The organism is Pseudoxanthomonas sp. GW2 (assembly GCF_000283075.1).
GTDB lineage: Bacteria > Pseudomonadota > Gammaproteobacteria > Xanthomonadales > Xanthomonadaceae > Pseudoxanthomonas.
In genome coordinates this window covers 23,529-39,844 of record NZ_ALIP01000143.1, presented here as the reverse complement: position 1 = coordinate 39,844, position 16,316 = coordinate 23,529, and the positions used below count along the sequence as shown (strand labels likewise).

The 16,316-nt window shown below is 71.1% G+C and carries 16 protein-coding genes; 5 read left to right on the top strand and 11 right to left on the bottom strand.

Annotation, left to right across the window (positions count from 1 at the left end; translation table 11 throughout):
- Nucleotides 1–4: 4 nt before the first annotated feature.
- Nucleotides 5–1,351, bottom strand: coding sequence for a phosphomannomutase/phosphoglucomutase (locus tag B351_RS0113500; RefSeq protein WP_019399568.1), 1,347 nt, complete (start codon nt 1,349–1,351; stop codon nt 5–7).
- Between the two features lie 131 nt (nt 1,352–1,482).
- On the opposite strand from B351_RS0113500, the gene B351_RS0113495 reads away from it, so the two are divergent.
- Together B351_RS0113495 and B351_RS0113490 are read left to right on the top strand one after the other, a co-directional pair.
- Nucleotides 1,483–2,208 carry a CoA transferase subunit A gene (locus B351_RS0113495; protein ID WP_019399567.1) on the top strand — a complete coding sequence of 242 codons (726 nt, stop codon included), beginning with the start codon at nt 1,483–1,485 and terminating at the stop codon, nt 2,206–2,208.
- Nucleotides 2,208–2,837 carry a CoA transferase subunit B gene (locus B351_RS0113490; RefSeq protein ID WP_019399566.1) on the top strand — a complete coding sequence of 210 codons (630 nt, stop codon included), beginning with the start codon at nt 2,208–2,210 and terminating at the stop codon, nt 2,835–2,837. The genes B351_RS0113495 and B351_RS0113490 overlap by 1 nt, the downstream gene beginning before the upstream one ends.
- Nucleotides 2,838–2,852: 15 nt before the next feature.
- Here the strand turns inward: B351_RS0113490 and B351_RS17165 are convergent, their stop codons facing one another.
- Together B351_RS17165 and B351_RS0113480 are read right to left on the bottom strand one after the other, a co-directional pair.
- On the bottom strand, nt 2,853–3,737 hold the full coding sequence (locus B351_RS17165) for a class I SAM-dependent methyltransferase (protein ID WP_019399565.1): 885 nt from the start codon (nt 3,735–3,737) through the stop codon (nt 2,853–2,855).
- 70 nt (nt 3,738–3,807) lie between these two features.
- Nucleotides 3,808–5,445, bottom strand: a complete 1,638-nt coding sequence (locus B351_RS0113480) for an electron transfer flavoprotein-ubiquinone oxidoreductase (RefSeq protein WP_019399564.1) — start codon at nt 5,443–5,445, stop codon at nt 3,808–3,810.
- A 104-nt stretch (nt 5,446–5,549) separates the two neighbouring features.
- Between B351_RS0113480 and B351_RS0113475 the strand changes: the two genes are divergently transcribed.
- On the top strand, nt 5,550–6,173 hold the full coding sequence (locus B351_RS0113475; RefSeq protein WP_039731652.1) for an alpha-ketoglutarate-dependent dioxygenase AlkB: 624 nt from the start codon (nt 5,550–5,552) through the stop codon (nt 6,171–6,173).
- Here B351_RS0113475 and B351_RS0113470 read toward each other — a convergent pair.
- The 5 genes from B351_RS0113470 to B351_RS0113450 all read right to left on the bottom strand — a co-directional run bounded on the left by B351_RS0113470 (nt 6,106) and on the right by B351_RS0113450 (nt 10,927).
- Nucleotides 6,106–7,146 carry a bifunctional 2-polyprenyl-6-hydroxyphenol methylase/3-demethylubiquinol 3-O-methyltransferase UbiG gene (locus B351_RS0113470; RefSeq protein ID WP_156810472.1) on the bottom strand — a complete coding sequence of 347 codons (1,041 nt, stop codon included), beginning with the start codon at nt 7,144–7,146 and terminating at the stop codon, nt 6,106–6,108. The two genes, B351_RS0113475 and B351_RS0113470, sit on opposite strands and share 68 nt — an antisense overlap.
- A gap of 93 nt (nt 7,147–7,239) precedes the next feature.
- Complete coding sequence (locus tag B351_RS0113465; protein WP_019399561.1) at nt 7,240–7,899, bottom strand: ABC-type transport auxiliary lipoprotein family protein; 660 nt, start codon at nt 7,897–7,899, stop codon at nt 7,240–7,242.
- Entirely contained in the window at nt 7,896–8,822 is a 927-nt protein-coding gene (locus B351_RS0113460) for an MlaD family protein (RefSeq protein ID WP_019399560.1), read from the bottom strand. The genes B351_RS0113465 and B351_RS0113460 overlap by 4 nt, the downstream gene beginning before the upstream one ends.
- A 1-nt stretch (nt 8,823) precedes the next feature.
- The gene (locus tag B351_RS16845) at nt 8,824–9,666 is read right to left on the bottom strand and encodes an ABC transporter ATP-binding protein (RefSeq protein WP_019399559.1); all 843 of its coding nucleotides are present in this window, start codon (nt 9,664–9,666) and stop codon (nt 8,824–8,826) included.
- 142 nt (nt 9,667–9,808) lie between these two features.
- The gene (locus B351_RS0113450) at nt 9,809–10,927 is read right to left on the bottom strand and encodes an ABC transporter permease (RefSeq protein WP_019399558.1); all 1,119 of its coding nucleotides are present in this window, start codon (nt 10,925–10,927) and stop codon (nt 9,809–9,811) included.
- A gap of 65 nt (nt 10,928–10,992) precedes the next feature.
- Here B351_RS0113450 and B351_RS0113445 point away from each other — a divergent pair, with 65 nt between their 5' ends.
- On the top strand, nt 10,993–12,243 hold the full coding sequence (locus tag B351_RS0113445) for a threonine/serine exporter ThrE family protein (RefSeq protein ID WP_019399557.1): 1,251 nt from the start codon (nt 10,993–10,995) through the stop codon (nt 12,241–12,243).
- A gap of 64 nt (nt 12,244–12,307) precedes the next feature.
- Here the strand turns inward: B351_RS0113445 and B351_RS0113440 are convergent, their stop codons facing one another.
- From B351_RS0113440 to B351_RS0113430, 3 genes are all read right to left on the bottom strand, one after another.
- Nucleotides 12,308–12,739 (bottom strand): H-NS family nucleoid-associated regulatory protein, encoded by a 432-nt coding sequence (locus B351_RS0113440; protein ID WP_026010717.1) that lies wholly within the window; start codon nt 12,737–12,739, stop codon nt 12,308–12,310.
- A 154-nt stretch (nt 12,740–12,893) separates the two neighbouring features.
- Nucleotides 12,894–14,588: a proline--tRNA ligase gene (locus tag B351_RS0113435; RefSeq protein WP_019399555.1), complete on the bottom strand. Its 1,695-nt coding sequence runs from the start codon at nt 14,586–14,588 to the stop codon at nt 12,894–12,896.
- A gap of 465 nt (nt 14,589–15,053) precedes the next feature.
- Nucleotides 15,054–15,434 carry a DUF4124 domain-containing protein gene (locus B351_RS0113430; protein ID WP_019399554.1) on the bottom strand — a complete coding sequence of 127 codons (381 nt, stop codon included), beginning with the start codon at nt 15,432–15,434 and terminating at the stop codon, nt 15,054–15,056.
- Nucleotides 15,435–15,538: 104 nt separating this feature from the next.
- On the opposite strand from B351_RS0113430, the gene pssA reads away from it, so the two are divergent.
- Nucleotides 15,539–16,315, top strand: coding sequence for a CDP-diacylglycerol--serine O-phosphatidyltransferase (gene pssA, locus B351_RS0113425; RefSeq protein WP_019399553.1), 777 nt, complete (start codon nt 15,539–15,541; stop codon nt 16,313–16,315).
- Nucleotide 16,316: the final 1 nt, after the last annotated feature.

Genomic DNA, 16,316 nt, shown 5'->3' with positions numbered 1-16,316 from the left:
CAGGTCAGGCCGAGAGCAGCCGCGAGATTTCCTCGGTGCGCGCGCGCAGCAGCGCCTCGTCGCCGCGGGCCTCGACGTTCAGCCGCAGCAGCGGCTCGGTGTTGGAACTGCGCAGGTTGAAGCGCCAGTCGCCGAAGTCGGCGCTGATGCCGTCGGTGTGGTCCAGCGCCGGCGACTGCGCGGCGAAGTGGTCCATCACCCGCGCCACCGCCGCCTCGGCGTCGGCCACGCGGAAGTTGATCTCGCCGCTGCACGGGAACTTGCGCACGCGCGCCTCGACCAGGTCGCCCAGGCTGCGCCCGCTGGTGGAGACCAGGCTGGCGATCAGCAGCCAGGGGATCATGCCCGAGTCGGCATAGGCGAACTCGCGGAAATAGTGGTGCGCGCTCATCTCGCCGCCATACACGCAGTCCTCGGCGCGCATCTTCTCCTTGATGAAGGCGTGGCCGCTCTTGCACAGCACCGGTACGCCGCCGGCTTCCTGCACCTGCTCGACGGTGTTCCAGACCAGGCGCGGGTCGTGCACGACCTTGCCGCCGGGGTGCTTGGCCAGGATCGCCTGGGCCAGCAGGCCGACCAGGTAGTAGCCCTCGATGAAGCGGCCCTGCTCGTCGAAGAAGAAGCAGCGGTCGAAGTCGCCGTCCCAGGCGATGCCGAAGTCGGCGCCGTGCTCGCGCACCGCGTCGATGGTGGCCTGGCGGTTCTCCGGCAGCAGCGGGTTGGGGATGCCGTTGGGGAAGCTGCCGTCCGGTTCGTGGTTGATGCGCACGAACTGCAGCGGCAGGTGCGGGGCCAGCAGGTCGATGATCGCGCCGGCGCCGCCGTTGCCGGCGTTGACCACCAGCTTCAGCGGCTTGAGCGTGGACACGTCCACGTAGCCCAGCAGGTGCTGGATGTAGGCGGTCTTGTCGGTCAGCGCGCGCTCGCCGGCAGCCGGGGGTGCGGGCGGGGCGGTATCGGCCTCGGCGGCGTCGGAGATGGCGAACAGGCCGGTGTCGGAGGAGATCGGGCGCGCATTCTCGCGCACCAGTTTCATTCCGTTGTAGTCCATCGGGTTGTGGCTGGCGGTCACCATCACGCCGCCGGCCGCGTCGAGGTGGTCGACCTGGAAGTACACCTCCTCGGTGCCGCACAGGCCGATGTCGATCACCTCGCGGCCCTTGCTGCGCAGGCCGGCCGACAGCGCCGCCTGCAGCGCCGGGCTGCTCAGGCGCACGTCATGGCCCAGGACCACCGGGCCGGGGCGCAGCTGGTCGGAGAGGGCCACGCCGATCCTGCGGGCCAGGTCCTCGTCCAGTTCGTCCGGAACGCGCCCACGGATGTCGTAGGCCTTGAAAGCGGGGAGCGTCATGGGTCATTCCTTTGCACGGGGGACGTTCTCCCGATTCTACCCGCCGCGGCGCCGGCGTCGCGGCAAGGGACGGCCGAAACGCCCGGCGGACCCACTAGAATGGCCCCATCCCGGCATTGGCGAGGACTCAGATGGGCAACCGGACATCCCGCAGCAAGCTGATGGCCGACGCGCACGCCGCGTTGGCCGACCTGGTGGCCGACGGGCAGACGCTGGCGGTCGGCGGCTTCGGCCTGTGCGGCATCCCCGAGGCACTGATCGCGGCCCTGCGCGATTCGGGGGTGAAGGACCTGACCGTGATCTCCAACAACGCCGGCGTGGACGGCTTCGGCCTGGGCCTGCTGCTGGAGACCCGGCAGATCCGCAAGATGATTTCGTCCTACGTGGGCGAGAACAAGGAATTCGAGCGCCAGTTCCTGGCCGGCGAGCTGGAACTGGAGTTCAACCCGCAGGGCACCCTGGCCGAGCGCCTGCGCGCCGGCGGCGCCGGGATCCCGGCGTTCTACACCGCCACCGGCTACGGCACCGTGGTGGCCGAGGGCAAGGAGACGCGCGAGTTCAACGGCAAGCACTACGTGCTGGAGACCGCGCTGGTGGCCGACGTGGCCCTGGTCAAGGCGTGGAAGGCCGACACGGCCGGCAACCTGGTGTTCCGCAAGACCGCGCGCAACTTCAACCCGGCCTGTGCCATGGCCGGCAAGGTCTGCGTTGCCGAGGTGGAGGAGGTCGTCGAGGTCGGCGCGATCGACCCGGACCAGGTCCACCTGCCGGGCATCTACGTCGACCGCATCGTCCACAACCCCGCGCCGGAGAAGCGCATCGAGCAGCGCACCGTGCGCCAGCAGGGAGGCAAGTGATGGCCTGGACCCGCGACGAAATGGCGCGCCGCGCCGCCCTGGAGCTGGAGGACGGCGCCTACGTGAACCTGGGCATCGGCCTGCCGACCCTGGTCGCCAACCACATCCCCGAGGGCGTGGACGTGTGGCTGCAGTCGGAGAACGGCCTGCTGGGCATCGGCCCGTTCCCGACCGAGGACGAGGTCGACCCGGACCTGATCAACGCCGGCAAGCAGACCGTGACCGCGCGCCCGGGCGCCAGCTACTTCGGCAGCCACGATTCCTTCGCCATGATCCGCGGCGGCCACATCGACCTGGCCATCCTCGGCGCCATGCAGGTCACCGACAAGGGCGACCTGGCCAACTGGATGGTGCCGGGTAAGATGGTCAAGGGCATGGGCGGGGCCATGGACCTGGTGGCCGGGGTGAAGCGCGTGGTGGTGCTGATGGAGCACACCGCGAAGAACGGCGAGCACAAGATCCTGCCCGAGTGCACCCTGCCGCTGACCGGCGTGGGCGTGGTCCACCGCATCATCACCGACCTGGGCGTGTTCGACGTCACCCCGGACGGGCTGAAGCTGGTGGAAACCGCGCCGGGCGTCGGCCTCGACGAGCTGCGCGCGAAGACCGGGGTTCCGATCGCCGCCTGACCGCCGCACAGGCGGTCAGCGGATCGCCATCAGGGTCCACATCCCGTAGGGCAGGCCGTGCTCGAGCGAGTACGGCATGGCCATGCAGGCCTGGCTGAAGCCGGCCTCGCGGAAGCGGTCGAGCACGTCCCAGCCGAAGTGGTAGTAGCAGAGGATGCCGCCGCTGATCGGGTCGCCGTGGTACTCGGGCGGCTCGAGGTGTTCGATCCCGCCGTCGGCGGCGAGGCGCGCCCGGACCAGGGTCGTGGGCTGGTCGGTGAACGGAAAGGTGGCCACGCAGGCGCCGCCGGGCCGGAGCACGCGGTACATTTCGCCGATGGCGGCCTGGTAGTCGGGCACGTGCTCGAGCACGTCGAAGCTGGCCACGCCGTCGAGCGAGGCATCGGCGAAATCCAGCGCGGTCAGGTCGCGGAACACGACCCTGCCGCGTCCGCCCATCCGCCGCAGCGCGTGGGTCAGGCCGCGGCGCCGCCGCCAGTCGGGCTCGAACTCGCCGCCGTGGAGCTCGGCCTGCAGGTGGCGCTGCATCCAGACGAAGGTGGCGGTGGCCTGCTCGGTGACGTAGACCCGCGGCAGGCGTGGCCGCAGGCCCAGCCTCGCCAGCAGGTCCGGCAGCGGCGCCGGCGCCGGCTGCCAGCGGGCCAGCTGCTCACGCAGCAGCTTCAGCGAGGCGCGCAGCCGGGTGTTGAGCCCGCAGCCGGTGCACACCAGGCCTTCCCTGAAGTCGGGTGAGGCCGGATCGCCATGCAGCTTCAGCCGCGCCTGCGTCCCGCACAGGACGCATTCGGTGGCCAGGCCATCGGGTCCGCGCGCGGCGAATTCCTGCGAGGCCAGCCAGGCCTGCGCCAGCGCATCCTGGTCGCCGTGGCGACTTTCCCAGTCCGGAAAACAGAACCGCAAGGTCGTTCCCCCCACTCCAGGCAGTGGGGGCGATCCTAACGGGTTTCCGCGGTGCGGGTCGCGGGCGGGCCTAGAGGTTCTGGTAGTTCGGCCCGGAGCCGCCCTCGGGCGTGACCCAGGTGATGATCTCGTACGGGTCCTTGATGTCGCAGGTCTTGCAGTGCACGCAGTTGGCGGCGTTGATCTGCAGGCGCCTGCCGGCTTCGTCCTCGACCATCTCGTACACGCCGGCCGGGCAGAAGCGGGTGCAGGGGTTGCCGTACTCGACCGTGCAGCGCTCCACGCAGATCGAGGTGTCGGCCACCTTCAGGTGCACCGGCTGGTCCTCGTCGTGCTCGGTGGCGGCGTAGTACACCGCCTGCAGGCGGTCGCGCGGGGGCAGGGTGCGCTCCACCCAGCCGCGGTCCGGGGCCTGGTACTGGCCCAGCTTCTGCAGCGAGGACCAGTCCGGCGAGCCCTTGAGCGTCCACGGCGAGGCGCCGCCGGTGGCGGTCTCCCAGGCGGCGTTGGCCATGCCCAGCCACAGGCCCTTCTTGAAGCCGGGCTTGATGTTGCGGACCTTCTTCAGCTCGGACACCACCTCCGAGGCGCGCAGCTTTGCGTCGAAGCCGGCCGGGTCCAGGCCGCTGGCGGCCAGGTGCTCGGCGGCGAGCATGCCGCTGCGGATCGCCTGGTGGGTGCCCTTGACCTTGGGCACGTTGAGCAGGCCGGCGGTGTCGCCGACCAGCAGCGCGCCAGGCATCTCCACCTTGGGCAGGGCCTGGTAGCCGCCGGTGACGATGGCGCGGGCGCCGGCGGAGAGGATGCTGCCGCCTTCCAGCAGCGGCTTGACGTGGGGGTGGTTCTTCCACTGCTGGAAGGCCTCCCACGGGCGGTACTCCGGATCCTTGTAGTCCAGGCCGCTGACGTAGCCGATCGCCACCTGGTTGTTCTCCAGGTGGTACAGGAAGCTGCCGCCGTAGGTGTCGTTGTCCGCCGGCCAGCCGAAGCTGTGCACGATCTTGCCCGGGCTGGTGCGGCCTTCCGGCAGCTGCCACAGTTCCTTGATGCCGATCGAGTAGCTCTGCGGGTCGCTGTCCGCGTCCAGGCCGAAGCGCTTGATGAGGCGCTTGGTCAGGTGGCCGCGCGCGCCCTCGGCCAGCACCGTGACCTTGGCGCGGATGTCGATGCCGGGGGTGTAGCCGGGCTTGAGCGAGCCGTCCTTGGCCACGCCCATGTCGCCGATGCGCACGCCCAGCACGGTGCCGTCCTCGGCATGCAGGGTCTCGGCGGCGGCGAAGCCGGCGTAGATCTCCACGCCCAGGGCCTCGGCCTGCGGCGCCAGCCAGGCGCACATCGCGCCCAGGGAAACGATGAAGTTGCCGTGGTTGCGCATGCCCGGCGGCACGACGGGCAGCTTCGTGCCGCCATCCTTGGTCAGCAGCCAGAATTCGTCCCCGGTGGCCGGCACGCACACCGGCGGCGGGTTGTCGCGCCAGCCCGGCAGCAGGGCGTCCAGCGGGCCCGGCTCGATCACCGCGCCGGACAGGATGTGGGCGCCGACCGTGCTGGCCTTCTCGATCACGCACACCGACAGCTCCGGGTTGAGCTGCTTGAGGCGGATGGCGAACGCCAGGCCGGACGGACCGGCGCCGACGGTGACGACGTCGTACTCCATCACGTCGCGTTCCACCTCGGGCGTGGGCGTTGGGGCGGTGGTTTCCGTCATCACGGCTCCGGCTGGCTGTTCTGGCTGGCCCGGCATTCTCGGGTTTCGCGGACGGCGGGGCAAATCCCTGCGCGCCAGGGGCCGCACCTGCTAGCGTGGCGGGCATGCAATGGCAGCGCTTCGAGCTCCCCGACGCCCGGCTGGAACTGGCCCGCGGCTGGCTGCCGCCGGCGGCGGCCGCCGACCTCATGCAGCGCCTGCTGGACGGGCTGCCGTGGGAGGTGCACCGGATCCGGATCTTCGGCCGCGAGGTGGATTCGCCGCGGCTGAGCTGCTGGATCGGCGACCCGCAGGCGGTCTACCGCTATTCCGGCAGCCGCTTCGTGCCGCATCCCTGGAACGCGGAACTGGCGGCACTGCGCAGGCGCCTGCAGGACGAGCTGGGCGCGCGCTTCAACAGTGTACTGGCCAACCTTTACCGCGACGGCCGCGACGCCATGGGCTGGCACAGCGACGACGAGTTGGAACTGGGCCCGCAGCCGCTGATCGCCTCGCTGAGCCTGGGCGCGCCGCGCCGCTTCGTGCTGCGCCGGCGCGACGATCCGGCGCGCAAGCTGGCGCTTCAACTGGAGCCCGGCAGCCTGCTGCTGATGGGCGGGTCCACCCAGCGCCACTGGAAGCATGCCCTGCCGCGCACCGCGCGGCCGGTGGGCGCGCGCATCAACCTGACCTTCCGCCAGGTGCAGCCGCATCCCCGGCGTCCGCCGCCTGCGGCAGCTGCGCCCTGAGTTCGGCCAGTTCGTGCTCGTACTGCTGCGCCAGTTCCCGCAGCTGGCGGGCGTGCTGGTCGCGCAGTTCCGCCAGCTCGCGGTCCAGCGACAGCGCCCAGCGGGTGCGCTCCAGGTAGCCGCCGAAGTAGTAGGACGCGCGCGCGCTCTGGATCGTTGCCTGGCGCAGCAGGCCGCAGCGCGCCAGCAGCGCGTCGTTCTCCGGCAGCGGACGGTAGATGCGCTCGCTGAAGTCCTCCGGGGCCGGATCCGGGTCGAATTCGGCGATGCTGGCGTAGCTCTTGCCCGGCAGCGGGCTGATCCGGAACCCGTGCGGCGCGAAGATCGCCTCCAGCCCGCGGATCGAGTAGCTGACGATGTGGCCGCGGCGGGTCGGGTCCAGGTAACCCGGGTCCTCGTGCTTGACGTATTCGGGCATGCCCGAGTTGAGCAGCCACAGCGAGCCCTTGCGGCTCAGCCGGCGCAGCGCCCGCGCGATGTGGTCCAGGACCGCCGGGGTCAGGTGCTCGATGACCTCGATGCAGGTGCCGGCGTCGAAGCTGCCATCCAGGCCGGCGACATCGCCGACGTCGAAGTTCGGGCAGTCCACCGCGTAGGCCGGCGGGAACTTCTCCACGCCGTGGAAGATGCGCGCCTCCGGGTCGAGCAGGGCCTGCAGGCGCTCGAGCAGGTACCCCGGGCCGGTGCCCACGTCGAGGAAGCGTTCCACCGGGCGCCGGCAGTAGAGGATGGCCTCGCCGGCGCAGCACAGCGAGGAACCGGCAGCGCGTTCCTGCGCCGCCTTGCGTTCCTGCTTCCAGTACCTGTCGGCGTAGGCGCCCAGCGGCTGCTCCCCGGCGTCGATCGCCGCCAGTACCTGCGGGTCGATGTGCAGGCTGCCGCAGGCGCCGCATTCGAAGTAGCCGAAGCCATCGATCGTGGCGAAGGGCGTGCTGGTGCCGGCACGGCAGACGGGGCAGGCAGGGTCCGACATGGTGCTCATCCGGGGCGCGCGGCGCCAGTGTTGGGGGGGCGGTGGAGCCGGGAGCTTGCGGGTCTGGCTTGCTGCAGGGGACGGGCCGCGCGCTCAGGGCGCGGGGCGGCTGGCGGCGTCGGCCTGGCCTGCGGCCAGGGTCCAGCCGGCGACCTGGCGGCCGACCTTGGCCAGGGCCTGGTCGAAGGCCGCGGCCACGCTGCCGATGTCGGTGGCCGGGGACGGCTGCACCTGGGTGAAGGTCTGGCTGGCGACCACGCGCTGGTCGGTGTTGTGCATCAGCTTGGCCACCACCTCGATCACCGCCGCCGGGCGGTCGCCGCCGCGGTAGTCGGCCTCGAAGCGGCGGATGTCCAGCGCCAGCCGGTAGTTCGCGCGCAGGCCGGTGGCCACGCGGCCGACCGCGTCGATCTTGCCGGAGTCCTCCAGCACGCGCAGCACCGTAGCCTCCAGCATGTCGGTCGGCGGCTGCACCCAGACCGCGCCCTTGTACACCTGCAGCTCGCCCGGGACCGGGCGCACGCCGATGCGCGGCGAGTCCAGCAGGCGCGGGGCGGACGGGCGGGCGATGGCCAGCTGCCAGTCCACCCTCGGCCAGGAGGGATCCGGCGTGGCCGCGGCCTCGGGGGCGTAGATGGTCACCGGGTCGCCGGGCTTGCCGACCAGCGAGCAGCCGGCCAGCGTCGCGGCCAGGACCAGGAAGGCGAGCCGGCGCGCGGGCGCGGCGGGCGTGGGGAAGGGAACGGGCGTCATTGCGGTTCGAACTCCTTGGCTCCGTCGCGGCCGAGCAGGAAGCGCGCCGGGTTGTTCTCGAGGCGGTCGCTGATCTGGCGCAGGTCGCGGATCAGCGCGCGCAGCTCGGTCAGGGTCGGGCCCAGCTGGGCCAGGCCGTCGTTGGCGAAGCTGTTGATCGCGGCGCGGTTCTCGCCAAGGATCGCGTCGGCGTTGCCCGCTGCCGAATCCAGCCGCGCCAGGGTCGAGTCCAGGCGGCTGATCAGCGCCGGCAGCTCCCGCACCAGGTTCTGGTCCACCCGCTGCACGGTGGCATTGGTGTTCTGCAGGGTCTGGTCGAGGCTGCGCGCGGCGTCGCGCGCGGTGGCAAGCAGCGCCTCCATGCCTTCGTCCTTGGCCGCCATGCTGGCGCTGATGCGCTCGATGTTCTCCAGGGTGCGGCCGATGTGGGCCACGTTCTGGTCGCTGAGCACCTGGTCCAGGCGCTCGACGATGCGGTTGGCGGTGTCGGTGATGTTCTGCAGCGCCGAGGGCGAGGTCTGGATCTGGGGAGTGTCGCGGGTGTCCACCGCGGTCAGCAGCGGCGCCCCGGGCGAGCCGCCGGACAGCTGGATGATGGCGGGGCCGGTGAGGCTGGTGATGGCGAGCTTGGCGCGGGTGTCGGTCTTGACCGGCACGTTGGCGTCGGCGCGGATGATCGCCACCACCCGGCGCGGGTCCTGCGGGTCCAGCGACAACTTGTCGATCGAACCGACCGAGATGCCGTTGTACTGCACGCTGCTGCCCACCGACAGGCCGGTCACCGCCTCGTCGAACACGATCATGTAGCGCTGCCAGCTGCGTTCGGACGAGTACTTGGCCGCCCACAGCCCGAACAGCAGCAGGGCCACCGACACCACGATGGTGAAGGCGCCGATCAGCACGTAGTTGGCGCGGGTTTCCATCTCAGTCCGCCTCCTGGCGCGGGGGATTGCGCTGGCCGCGCGCGGCGCGGGCGCGCGGGCCGTGGAAGTATTCCTGCACCCAGGGATGGTCGAAGCGCTCGACTTCCTCCAGCGGGGCGTTGATCACGACCTTGCGGTCGGCCAGCACCGCCACCCGGTCGCAGATAGCGTACAGGGTGTCCAGGTCGTGGGTGATGAGGAACACGGTCAGGCCCAGGGCCTGCTGCAGGGTGCGCAGCAGGTGGTCGAAGGCGGCGGCGCCGATCGGGTCGAGGCCGGCGGTGGGCTCGTCCAGGAACAGCAGCGGCGGGTCCAGCGCCAGCGCCCGGGCCAGCCCGGCGCGCTTGCGCATGCCGCCGGACAGCTGCGCCGGCAGCTTGGACGCGGCGTCGGCGGGCAGTCCGGCGAGCTTGACCTTCAGCAGCGCCAGCTCGCGGCGCCAGGTCTCCGGCAGCTCCGGGTGGTGCTCGCGCAGCGGCACCTCCACGTTCTCGCCCACGGTCAGCGAGGAAAACAACGCGCCGTCCTGGAACAGCACCCCGGTATGGCGCTGGATGTGCTGGCGCTGGCGCGGATCGTCCGAGCGCGCGTCCGCGCCCAGTACCTCGATGCTGCCGTCGGTCGGCCGCTGCAGCCCGAGGATGCTGCGCATCAGCACCGACTTGCCGGTGCCCGAGCCGCCCACGATGCCGATGATCTCCCCGCGGCGCACGTCGAGGTCGAGGCCGTCGTGGACGGTCTGGGATCCGAATCGGTTGACCAGCCCGCGGACGCGGATGGCCGCCTCGCCGCCATCCGCGTCCGCGGGCTGGTCGCTCGTGATTCGTGATTCGTCATTCGTCAAAGCAAAAGCAAAAGCATTCTCTCCGGAAACCCGGCGGCCTGCTTCTGGCTTTTTCGGATCACCCATCACGAATCACCAATCACCGTTCGTCGAATCACCCATCACGAATCACCAATCCCGCCCTTTCACCAATCCCGCCCTTTCACCAATCCATGTTCATGAACCAGAGCGCCGCCAGCGCGTCGAGGATGATCACCAGCGAGATGGTCTGCACCACGCTGGAGGTGGTGCGCTCGCCGACCGACTGCGCCGTGCCCTGCACGCGCATGCCTTCCAGGCAGCCGATCAGGCCTATCACCATGGCGAACACCGGGGCCTTGGACAGGCCGACCAGGAAGTGGCGCAGCTGCAGGGTCTCGTGCATCCGCGCCAGGTACATCTGCGGCGGGATCTCCAGGTCGAACGCGCCCACGGTCACGCCGCCGGCCAGGCCGGCCATCATCGCCACGAAGGTCAGCAGGGGCAGCATCACCAGCAGCGCGACCAGGCGCGGGATCACCAGCAGGTCGATCGGGTCCAGGCCCAGGGTGCGGATCGCGTCGATCTCCTCGCGCGCCTTCATCGCCCCGATCTGCGCGGTGAACGCCGAGGCGGTGCGGCCGGCCAGCACGATCGCGGTGAGCAGCACCGCGAACTCGCGCAGGAAGGCGATCGACACCAGCTCGACCACGAAGATCTCGGCGCCGAAGTCGGCCAGGATGGTCGAGCCCAGAAATGCGATCACCGCGCCGACCAGGTAGGACAGCAGCGCCACCAGCGGCACCGCGTCCAGGCCCACCTGTTCCATGTGCGCCACCGTGGCGGTGAGGCGGAAGCGCCGGGGCTGGCGCAGCAGGCGCAGCAGCTTGACCAGGTTCTCCCCGGTGAAGCCCAGCAGCTCGACGATGTTGCGGCCGACGGCGTGGGTGGCGCGGCCCAGGCGCTCCAGCGCGGCGGCGAAGCCGTAGTCGCGCTTGCGCACCGGGCGCTCGTCGGACACGTCCTCGATCACCTGCACCAGCGGCAGGTGCGCCGTGCTGAAGCGCACCGCCGCCTCCGGCAGGCGCCGGCGCCGCGCGAAGCGGATCAGCTGCATCACCCCGGCCGAGTCGATCCGCCCGATCCCGGTGGCGTCCACCGCGGTCACCGCCTCGGGCAGCTCGCGCAGGCGCGCGGCCAGCTCCATGGCGTGTTCCAGCGTCCAGTCGCCGGCCAGGCGCGCCTCCTGCTCGGAGCCGGGGGCCAGGGTCCAGCCGGGCGGGTTCGGGGGGGTCGGGTCCATAGTCCGGCCGCAGCATACAGGCAAGGCGGTGACTGCTGCGCCGCCGCTGGCGCGATACTAGTGCGATGTCCAACGTCCCCGCCCGGCCCCAGGCCAGCTATCCCCAGCGCATCGCCTTCGTCGCCGAGATGGCGGTGCGCCTGCACCGCTACGGCACCACCGCCCAGCGCCTGGAGGCGGCGATCACCGCGCTGTCGCAGCGCCTGGACCTGGAGTGCGAGGCCTGGTCCAACCCCACCGGCCTGATCCTCAGCTTCAGCGAGCCCGGCAAGCCGCTGGGCAGCACCGACACCACCCGGGTGATCCGCCTGTCCCCCGGGGAGAACGACCTGCACAAGCTGTGCGAGGCCGACCGCATCGCCGAGGCCGTGGCCAGCGGCCAGCTGACCATCACCCAGGGCCATACCGCGCTGCGCGCACTGGACCGGCCGCCCTCGGCCCTGGCCAGCGCCATGCAGGTGTTCGGCTACGGTTTGGCCGCGGCCGGCGTGGCCGGGCTGTGGCGGCTGCCGTGGCTGGACATCGCGGTGGCCGCGGCCACCGGGCTGATGATCGGCCTGCTCGACCAGTACTGCGCCCGCCGCGCCGCGCTGCGCGAGGCCAGCGAGGCGCTGTCGGCGCTGGCCGCCGGCGCGGTGGTCAGCCTGGTCGCGGCCCTGGTGGCGCCGCTGAACCTCAATACCGTGGTGATCGCCTCGCTGGTGGCGCTGCTGCCCGGCATGGCGATCACCAACGCCATGAACGAGCTGTCCAGCCAGCACTGGGTCTCCGGCACCGTGCGTTTCGCAGGCGCCCTGACCACGGTGCTGAAGCTGACCGTGGGCGCGGTGGTGGCGGTGAACCTGCTGGACGTGCTTGGCCTGGAGCCGCAGGTGCGGGCGCTGCGGCCGCAACCGGAAAGCGTGGAATGGCTGTCGATGGCGGTGGCCTCGTTCGCCTTCGCGGTGCTGTTCAAGGCCAGCCCGCGCGACTACCCCTGGGTCATGGGCGCGGCCATCACCGGCTACCTGATCTCGCGCTTCGGCGGCCACGAATGGGGCAGCCCGGTGGGCATCTTCCTCTCGGCGCTGGTGCTGACCGCCGCCGGCAACGGCTTCGGCCGCTGGGCGCAGCGTCCGGGCGCGCTGATCCGCCTGCCCGGCATCATCATGCTGGTGCCCGGCAGCGCCAGCCTGCGCGGCCTGCTCACCATGGTCCAGCAGCAGGACGTGGACGCCGGCCAGAACGCGGTGCTGCTGGTGCTCAACATCGTGGTGGCCCTGGTCGCCGGCCTGCTGTTCGGCAACCTGCTGCTGCCGGCGCGCAAGAACCTCTGAGCCGCCGGTGCGGGCGCAAAAGGAAACGCCGGCCCCCGGGCCGGCGTTTCCACGTAGGGGGCGGTTACTTGCCGCGGGCCTTCTTGACCACCCGCTTGCGCGCGCCCTTGGCGGCCTTGGCCGGGGTCGGGGCGGCTGCACCCGGGATCAGGAACTCGGCCACATCGCGGCCCTGGGCGACATAGGCCGCCAGCCAGCGCGGCTGCTTGCCGCGGCCGGTCCAGGTTTCCTTCGGGTTTTCCGGGTTGCGGTACTTCGGCGGCACCTTGCCCAGCTTGCGGGCGCGGCCGCTGCCGGCCGCGGCGCTGGCGCGGCCGCCGCCCGGGGCGCCGAACAGCTCCTCGATGGTGTAGCCCTCGGCCTTGGCCAGTTTGACCAGCTTGCTGCGGACCTTGGCGATCGGGGCCCGCTTCGACAGCAGGGCCTGGCGCTTCTTGGCGGTGGCGATCAGGGAACCCAGTTCCCGGGGCGACAGCGTACTCAGATCAATCGACATCATATTCTCCGGCAATCATGGGAGGCCCATCCCTGGGCAATCGACTGCAGGATAATCCAGTGCAATAAACCCGGCAATGAACGGTGCGTCAAGAAAAAACGGCCCGATTATCGCCGGATAATCGGGCCGCCATAACCGCCGGGAAAACGCGCGCTCAGTCCGCCAGGCGCTGCAGCAGCTGCGCGCGGTCCAGCGCCTCGGCCTCGCCGCCGCGGCGGGCGCGGTATTCGTAGGTGCCGGCCTCCAGGCCGCGCGCGGAAACCACCACGCGGTGCGGGATGCCGATCAGTTCCATGTCGGCGAACATCGGGCCCGGGCGCAGGCCGCGGTCGTCCAGCACCGCGTCGATGCCGGCTGCCTTCAGCTCCTGCAGCAGCGATTCGGCCGCCTCGTCAACCTGCGGGTCCTTCTTCGGGTTGATGACGCAGATCGCCACCGCCCACGGTGCCATCGGCACCGGCCAGACGATGCCGGCCTCGTCGTGGTTCTGCTCGATCGCCGCGGCCACGATGCGGGAAACGCCGATGCCGTAGCAGCCCATCGCCGGGACCACGGCCTTGCCGTTTTCGTCCAGCACGGTGAAACCCATGGCCTGCGAATACTTGCGGCCGAGCTGGAACACGTGGCCGACCTCGATGCCGCGCGCCAGGCGGATTTCGCCGCCGTCGGCGGCGCGGTCGCCGGCGACCACGTTGCGGATGTCCGCCACCACGTCGGCCTCCGGCAGGTCGCGGCCCCAGTTCACCCCGGCCAGGTGGAAACCGGGCTCGTTGGCGCCGACGACGAAATCCGCCATCGCCGCGACCTCGCGGTCGGCAACCACGCGGATGGCCTTCTTCGCGCCCACCGGGCCGAGGAAACCCGGCTCGCTGCCCAGGTGCTCGAGGATTTCCGCTTCGGTGGCCGGGCGATATTCACCCACGCCGTCAACCTTGGCCAGTTTGATTTCGTTTACCGAATGGTCGCCGCGCACGAGGGCCAGGACAAAACCCTGCTCGCCGAAAAACGCCACCGACTTGACCGTGCGCTGCAGCGGGATTCCCAGCAGCGCGGCCACGTCCTCGCAGGTTTTCTGGACCGGGGTTTCGACCTTGCGCATTTCCTCGGCCGCGGCCGGGCGCGGCCCCGGGGCGGCGGCCTGCGCGGTTTCCACGTTGGCGGCGTAATCGGAGGCGGTGGAGAAGGCCAGCGCGTCCTCGCCCGAATCGGCCAGGACGTGGAATTCCTGCGAGGCGTCACCGCCGATCGCGCCCGAATCGGCCTGCACCGCGCGGAACTCCAGGCCCAGGCGGGTGAAGATGCGGATGTAGGCCGCCTTCATGTTCTCGTATTCGCGCGCCAGGTCCTCGTCGGAGACGTGGAAGGAATAGGCGTCCTTCATCAGGAACTCGCGCGCGCGCATCACGCCGAAGCGCGGGCGGATCTCGTCGCGGAACTTGGTGTGGATCTGGTAGAAGTTCACCGGCAGCTGCTTGTAGCTGCTCAGTTCCTGGCGGGCGAAGTCGGTGATTGCCTCCTCGGCGGTCGGGCTGAAGCAGTATTCGGCTTCCTTGCGGTCCTTGATCTTCAGCAGCTGGCCGCCGAATTTCCCCCAGCGCCCGGTTTCCTCCCACAGCTCGCGCGGCTGGATGGTCGGCAGCTGCAGTTCCACCGCGCCGGCGCGGTCCATTTCTTCGCGCACGACCGCCTCGACCTTGCGCAGCACGCGCAGGCCCAGCGGGGTCCAGGTGTACAGGCCGGCGGCGAGCTTGCGGATCATGCCGGCGCGCAGCATCAGCTTGTGGCTGACCAGCTCGGCGTCGGCCGGGGTTTCCTTGGTGGTGTGCAGGTGGAAGCGGGAAAGGCGCATTGGAATGCCGGAATGGGGGTGCGGAAACCGGACATTCTGCCAGCACCGCGGGCAGCGCGGGCCGGCAGCCGGCCCCAGGCAGGACGGATCGCCCGGCGACGTGGCCAGGCCGCATGGCAGTCCCGGTCCCGGGATCAGGGCGGCCAGGCGGTGGTGGGATGCGACGCACGCCGTCGCGGCAGCACCGGCGCCTGGCCATGGCGTGGCTGGCGGGGGGCGGGGAGGGCGCGGCGGACATGGCCGGGCAGCGCGGCCGCGCCGGGCTGCGGCCCTGGCGGCGCGGGAGGGCCAGGCCGAGCCGGGGCCCGTGCGCTGGCGACCGCCTTCGCGGCGGACCGGTACCGATGGGCCGGGCCGCCGGGGCTGCGTCCGGAGCCCGGCAACGGGAAACGCGGCATTGGGCCGGTGGACGGGCCCCTGGGCGGGAGCTGGCCAGGCCGGCCAGCCATGTCGCGGGCCGGGCGGTCAGGCCGGGCAGTTGGCCTTGACCGCGGCCTCGGCGACCGCGCGGTGCGACTGCCGCTCCTCGTCGGTCAGGGTGCGGTCGGGCTTGCCGTCGCCGTCGCTGTCCAGCTGCACCGGGCGCGGGTCGTCGAAGGCGGCCAGGTTGCGCCGGGCCTGGGTGCAGGTGGCGCTTTCCGGTGCTTCCCCGGCGGGCTCGGACTCCACCGCATAGCCGCTGCCGGCGACCCGCCGGACCTCGTAGTGCTGCCCCGACGGCGGCTGGTCCGAGGAATGGGTGACGCCGTTGGCGTCCTTCCACTTGTAGATGTTGCCGGCCAGGGCAGGGCCGCTGGCACAGGCGGCGGCCGCGAGCAGCAGGCAGGTGCGGGACGGCAGGCGCATCGGACAGGCTCCCCAGGCTTCGTGAGGCCCCGATTGCAGCATCCACCGCCGGGCGTGGCAAGGGACCGGTTCGCAGCCGGGCGGCCGCCCCGTACACTGGCGGCATGGATCTCGATCGCCCGCCGCCGCGTTCCCGCGGCATCTACCTGCTGCCCAACCTGTTCACCACCTGCGGCCTGTTCGCGGGCTTCTACGCGATCATCGCGGCGGCCAACAGCCAGTTCACCGCGGCCGCCATCGCCGTGTTCGTCGCCGCCATCGCCGACGGCATCGACGGCCGGGTGGCGCGCCTGACCGGCACCAGCAGCGCCTTCGGCGTGCAGTACGACTCGCTGGCCGACCTGGTCAGCTTCGGCCTGGCCCCGGCCCTGGTCATGTACCACTGGTCGCTGTCCTCGCTGAAGTTCGACGGCGGCATCGCCGGCCGCGTCGGCTGGGCCATCGCCTTCCTGTACGCGGCCTGCGCGGCGTTGCGCCTGGCCCGCTTCAACACCCAGGTGGGCGTGGTCGACAAGCGCTTCTTCGTCGGCCTGGCCAGCCCGGCGGCGGCGGGGCTGATGATGTCCTTCGTGTGGGCCTTCGCCGACGGCGAGCTGGGCTGGAGCGGCGAGGAGCTGCGCTACGTCGCGCTGGGCGTGACCCTGTGCGCGGCCCTGCTGATGGTCAGCCAGATCCGCTACTGGAGCTTCAAGGGCAGCGGCGAGGGCGGGGCGCGCGCGGACAAGGTGCCGTTCGCGGTGTTGCTGGTGGTGCCGGTGGTGATCGCGGTACTGGTGATCGACCTGCCGCGCGCGCTGCTGGCAGTGGGCATCCTGTACGCGCTGTCCGGGCCGGCGATGTGGGCCTGGCAGCGCTTCCGGCCGTCGCAGGAGGTGGCCTGAC

Excerpts from the sequence above, each read along its gene's own strand:
- B351_RS0113495 (WP_019399567.1), top strand. The coding sequence starts at position 1,483 with ATGGGCAACCGGACATCCCGCAGCAAGCTGATGGCCGACGCGCACGCC.
- B351_RS0113435 (WP_019399555.1), bottom strand. The coding sequence starts at position 14,588 with ATGCGCCTTTCCCGCTTCCACCTGCACACCACCAAGGAAACCCCGGCC.
- B351_RS0113445 (WP_019399557.1), top strand. The coding sequence starts at position 10,993 with ATGTCCAACGTCCCCGCCCGGCCCCAGGCCAGCTATCCCCAGCGCATC.
- B351_RS0113465 (WP_019399561.1), bottom strand. The coding sequence starts at position 7,899 with ATGACGCCCGTTCCCTTCCCCACGCCCGCCGCGCCCGCGCGCCGGCTC.
- B351_RS0113430 (WP_019399554.1), bottom strand. The coding sequence starts at position 15,434 with ATGCGCCTGCCGTCCCGCACCTGCCTGCTGCTCGCGGCCGCCGCCTGT.
- B351_RS0113490 (WP_019399566.1), top strand. The coding sequence starts at position 2,208 with ATGGCCTGGACCCGCGACGAAATGGCGCGCCGCGCCGCCCTGGAGCTG.
- pssA (WP_019399553.1), top strand. The coding sequence starts at position 15,539 with ATGGATCTCGATCGCCCGCCGCCGCGTTCCCGCGGCATCTACCTGCTG.
- B351_RS0113480 (WP_019399564.1), bottom strand. The coding sequence starts at position 5,445 with ATGACGGAAACCACCGCCCCAACGCCCACGCCCGAGGTGGAACGCGAC.
- B351_RS0113440 (WP_026010717.1), bottom strand. The coding sequence starts at position 12,739 with ATGTCGATTGATCTGAGTACGCTGTCGCCCCGGGAACTGGGTTCCCTG.
- B351_RS0113460 (WP_019399560.1), bottom strand. The coding sequence starts at position 8,822 with ATGGAAACCCGCGCCAACTACGTGCTGATCGGCGCCTTCACCATCGTG.
- B351_RS0113500 (WP_019399568.1), bottom strand. The coding sequence starts at position 1,351 with ATGACGCTCCCCGCTTTCAAGGCCTACGACATCCGTGGGCGCGTTCCG.
- B351_RS0113470 (WP_156810472.1), bottom strand. The coding sequence starts at position 7,146 with ATGTCGGACCCTGCCTGCCCCGTCTGCCGTGCCGGCACCAGCACGCCC.
- B351_RS0113450 (WP_019399558.1), bottom strand. The coding sequence starts at position 10,927 with ATGGACCCGACCCCCCCGAACCCGCCCGGCTGGACCCTGGCCCCCGGC.
- B351_RS0113475 (WP_039731652.1), top strand. The coding sequence starts at position 5,550 with ATGCAATGGCAGCGCTTCGAGCTCCCCGACGCCCGGCTGGAACTGGCC.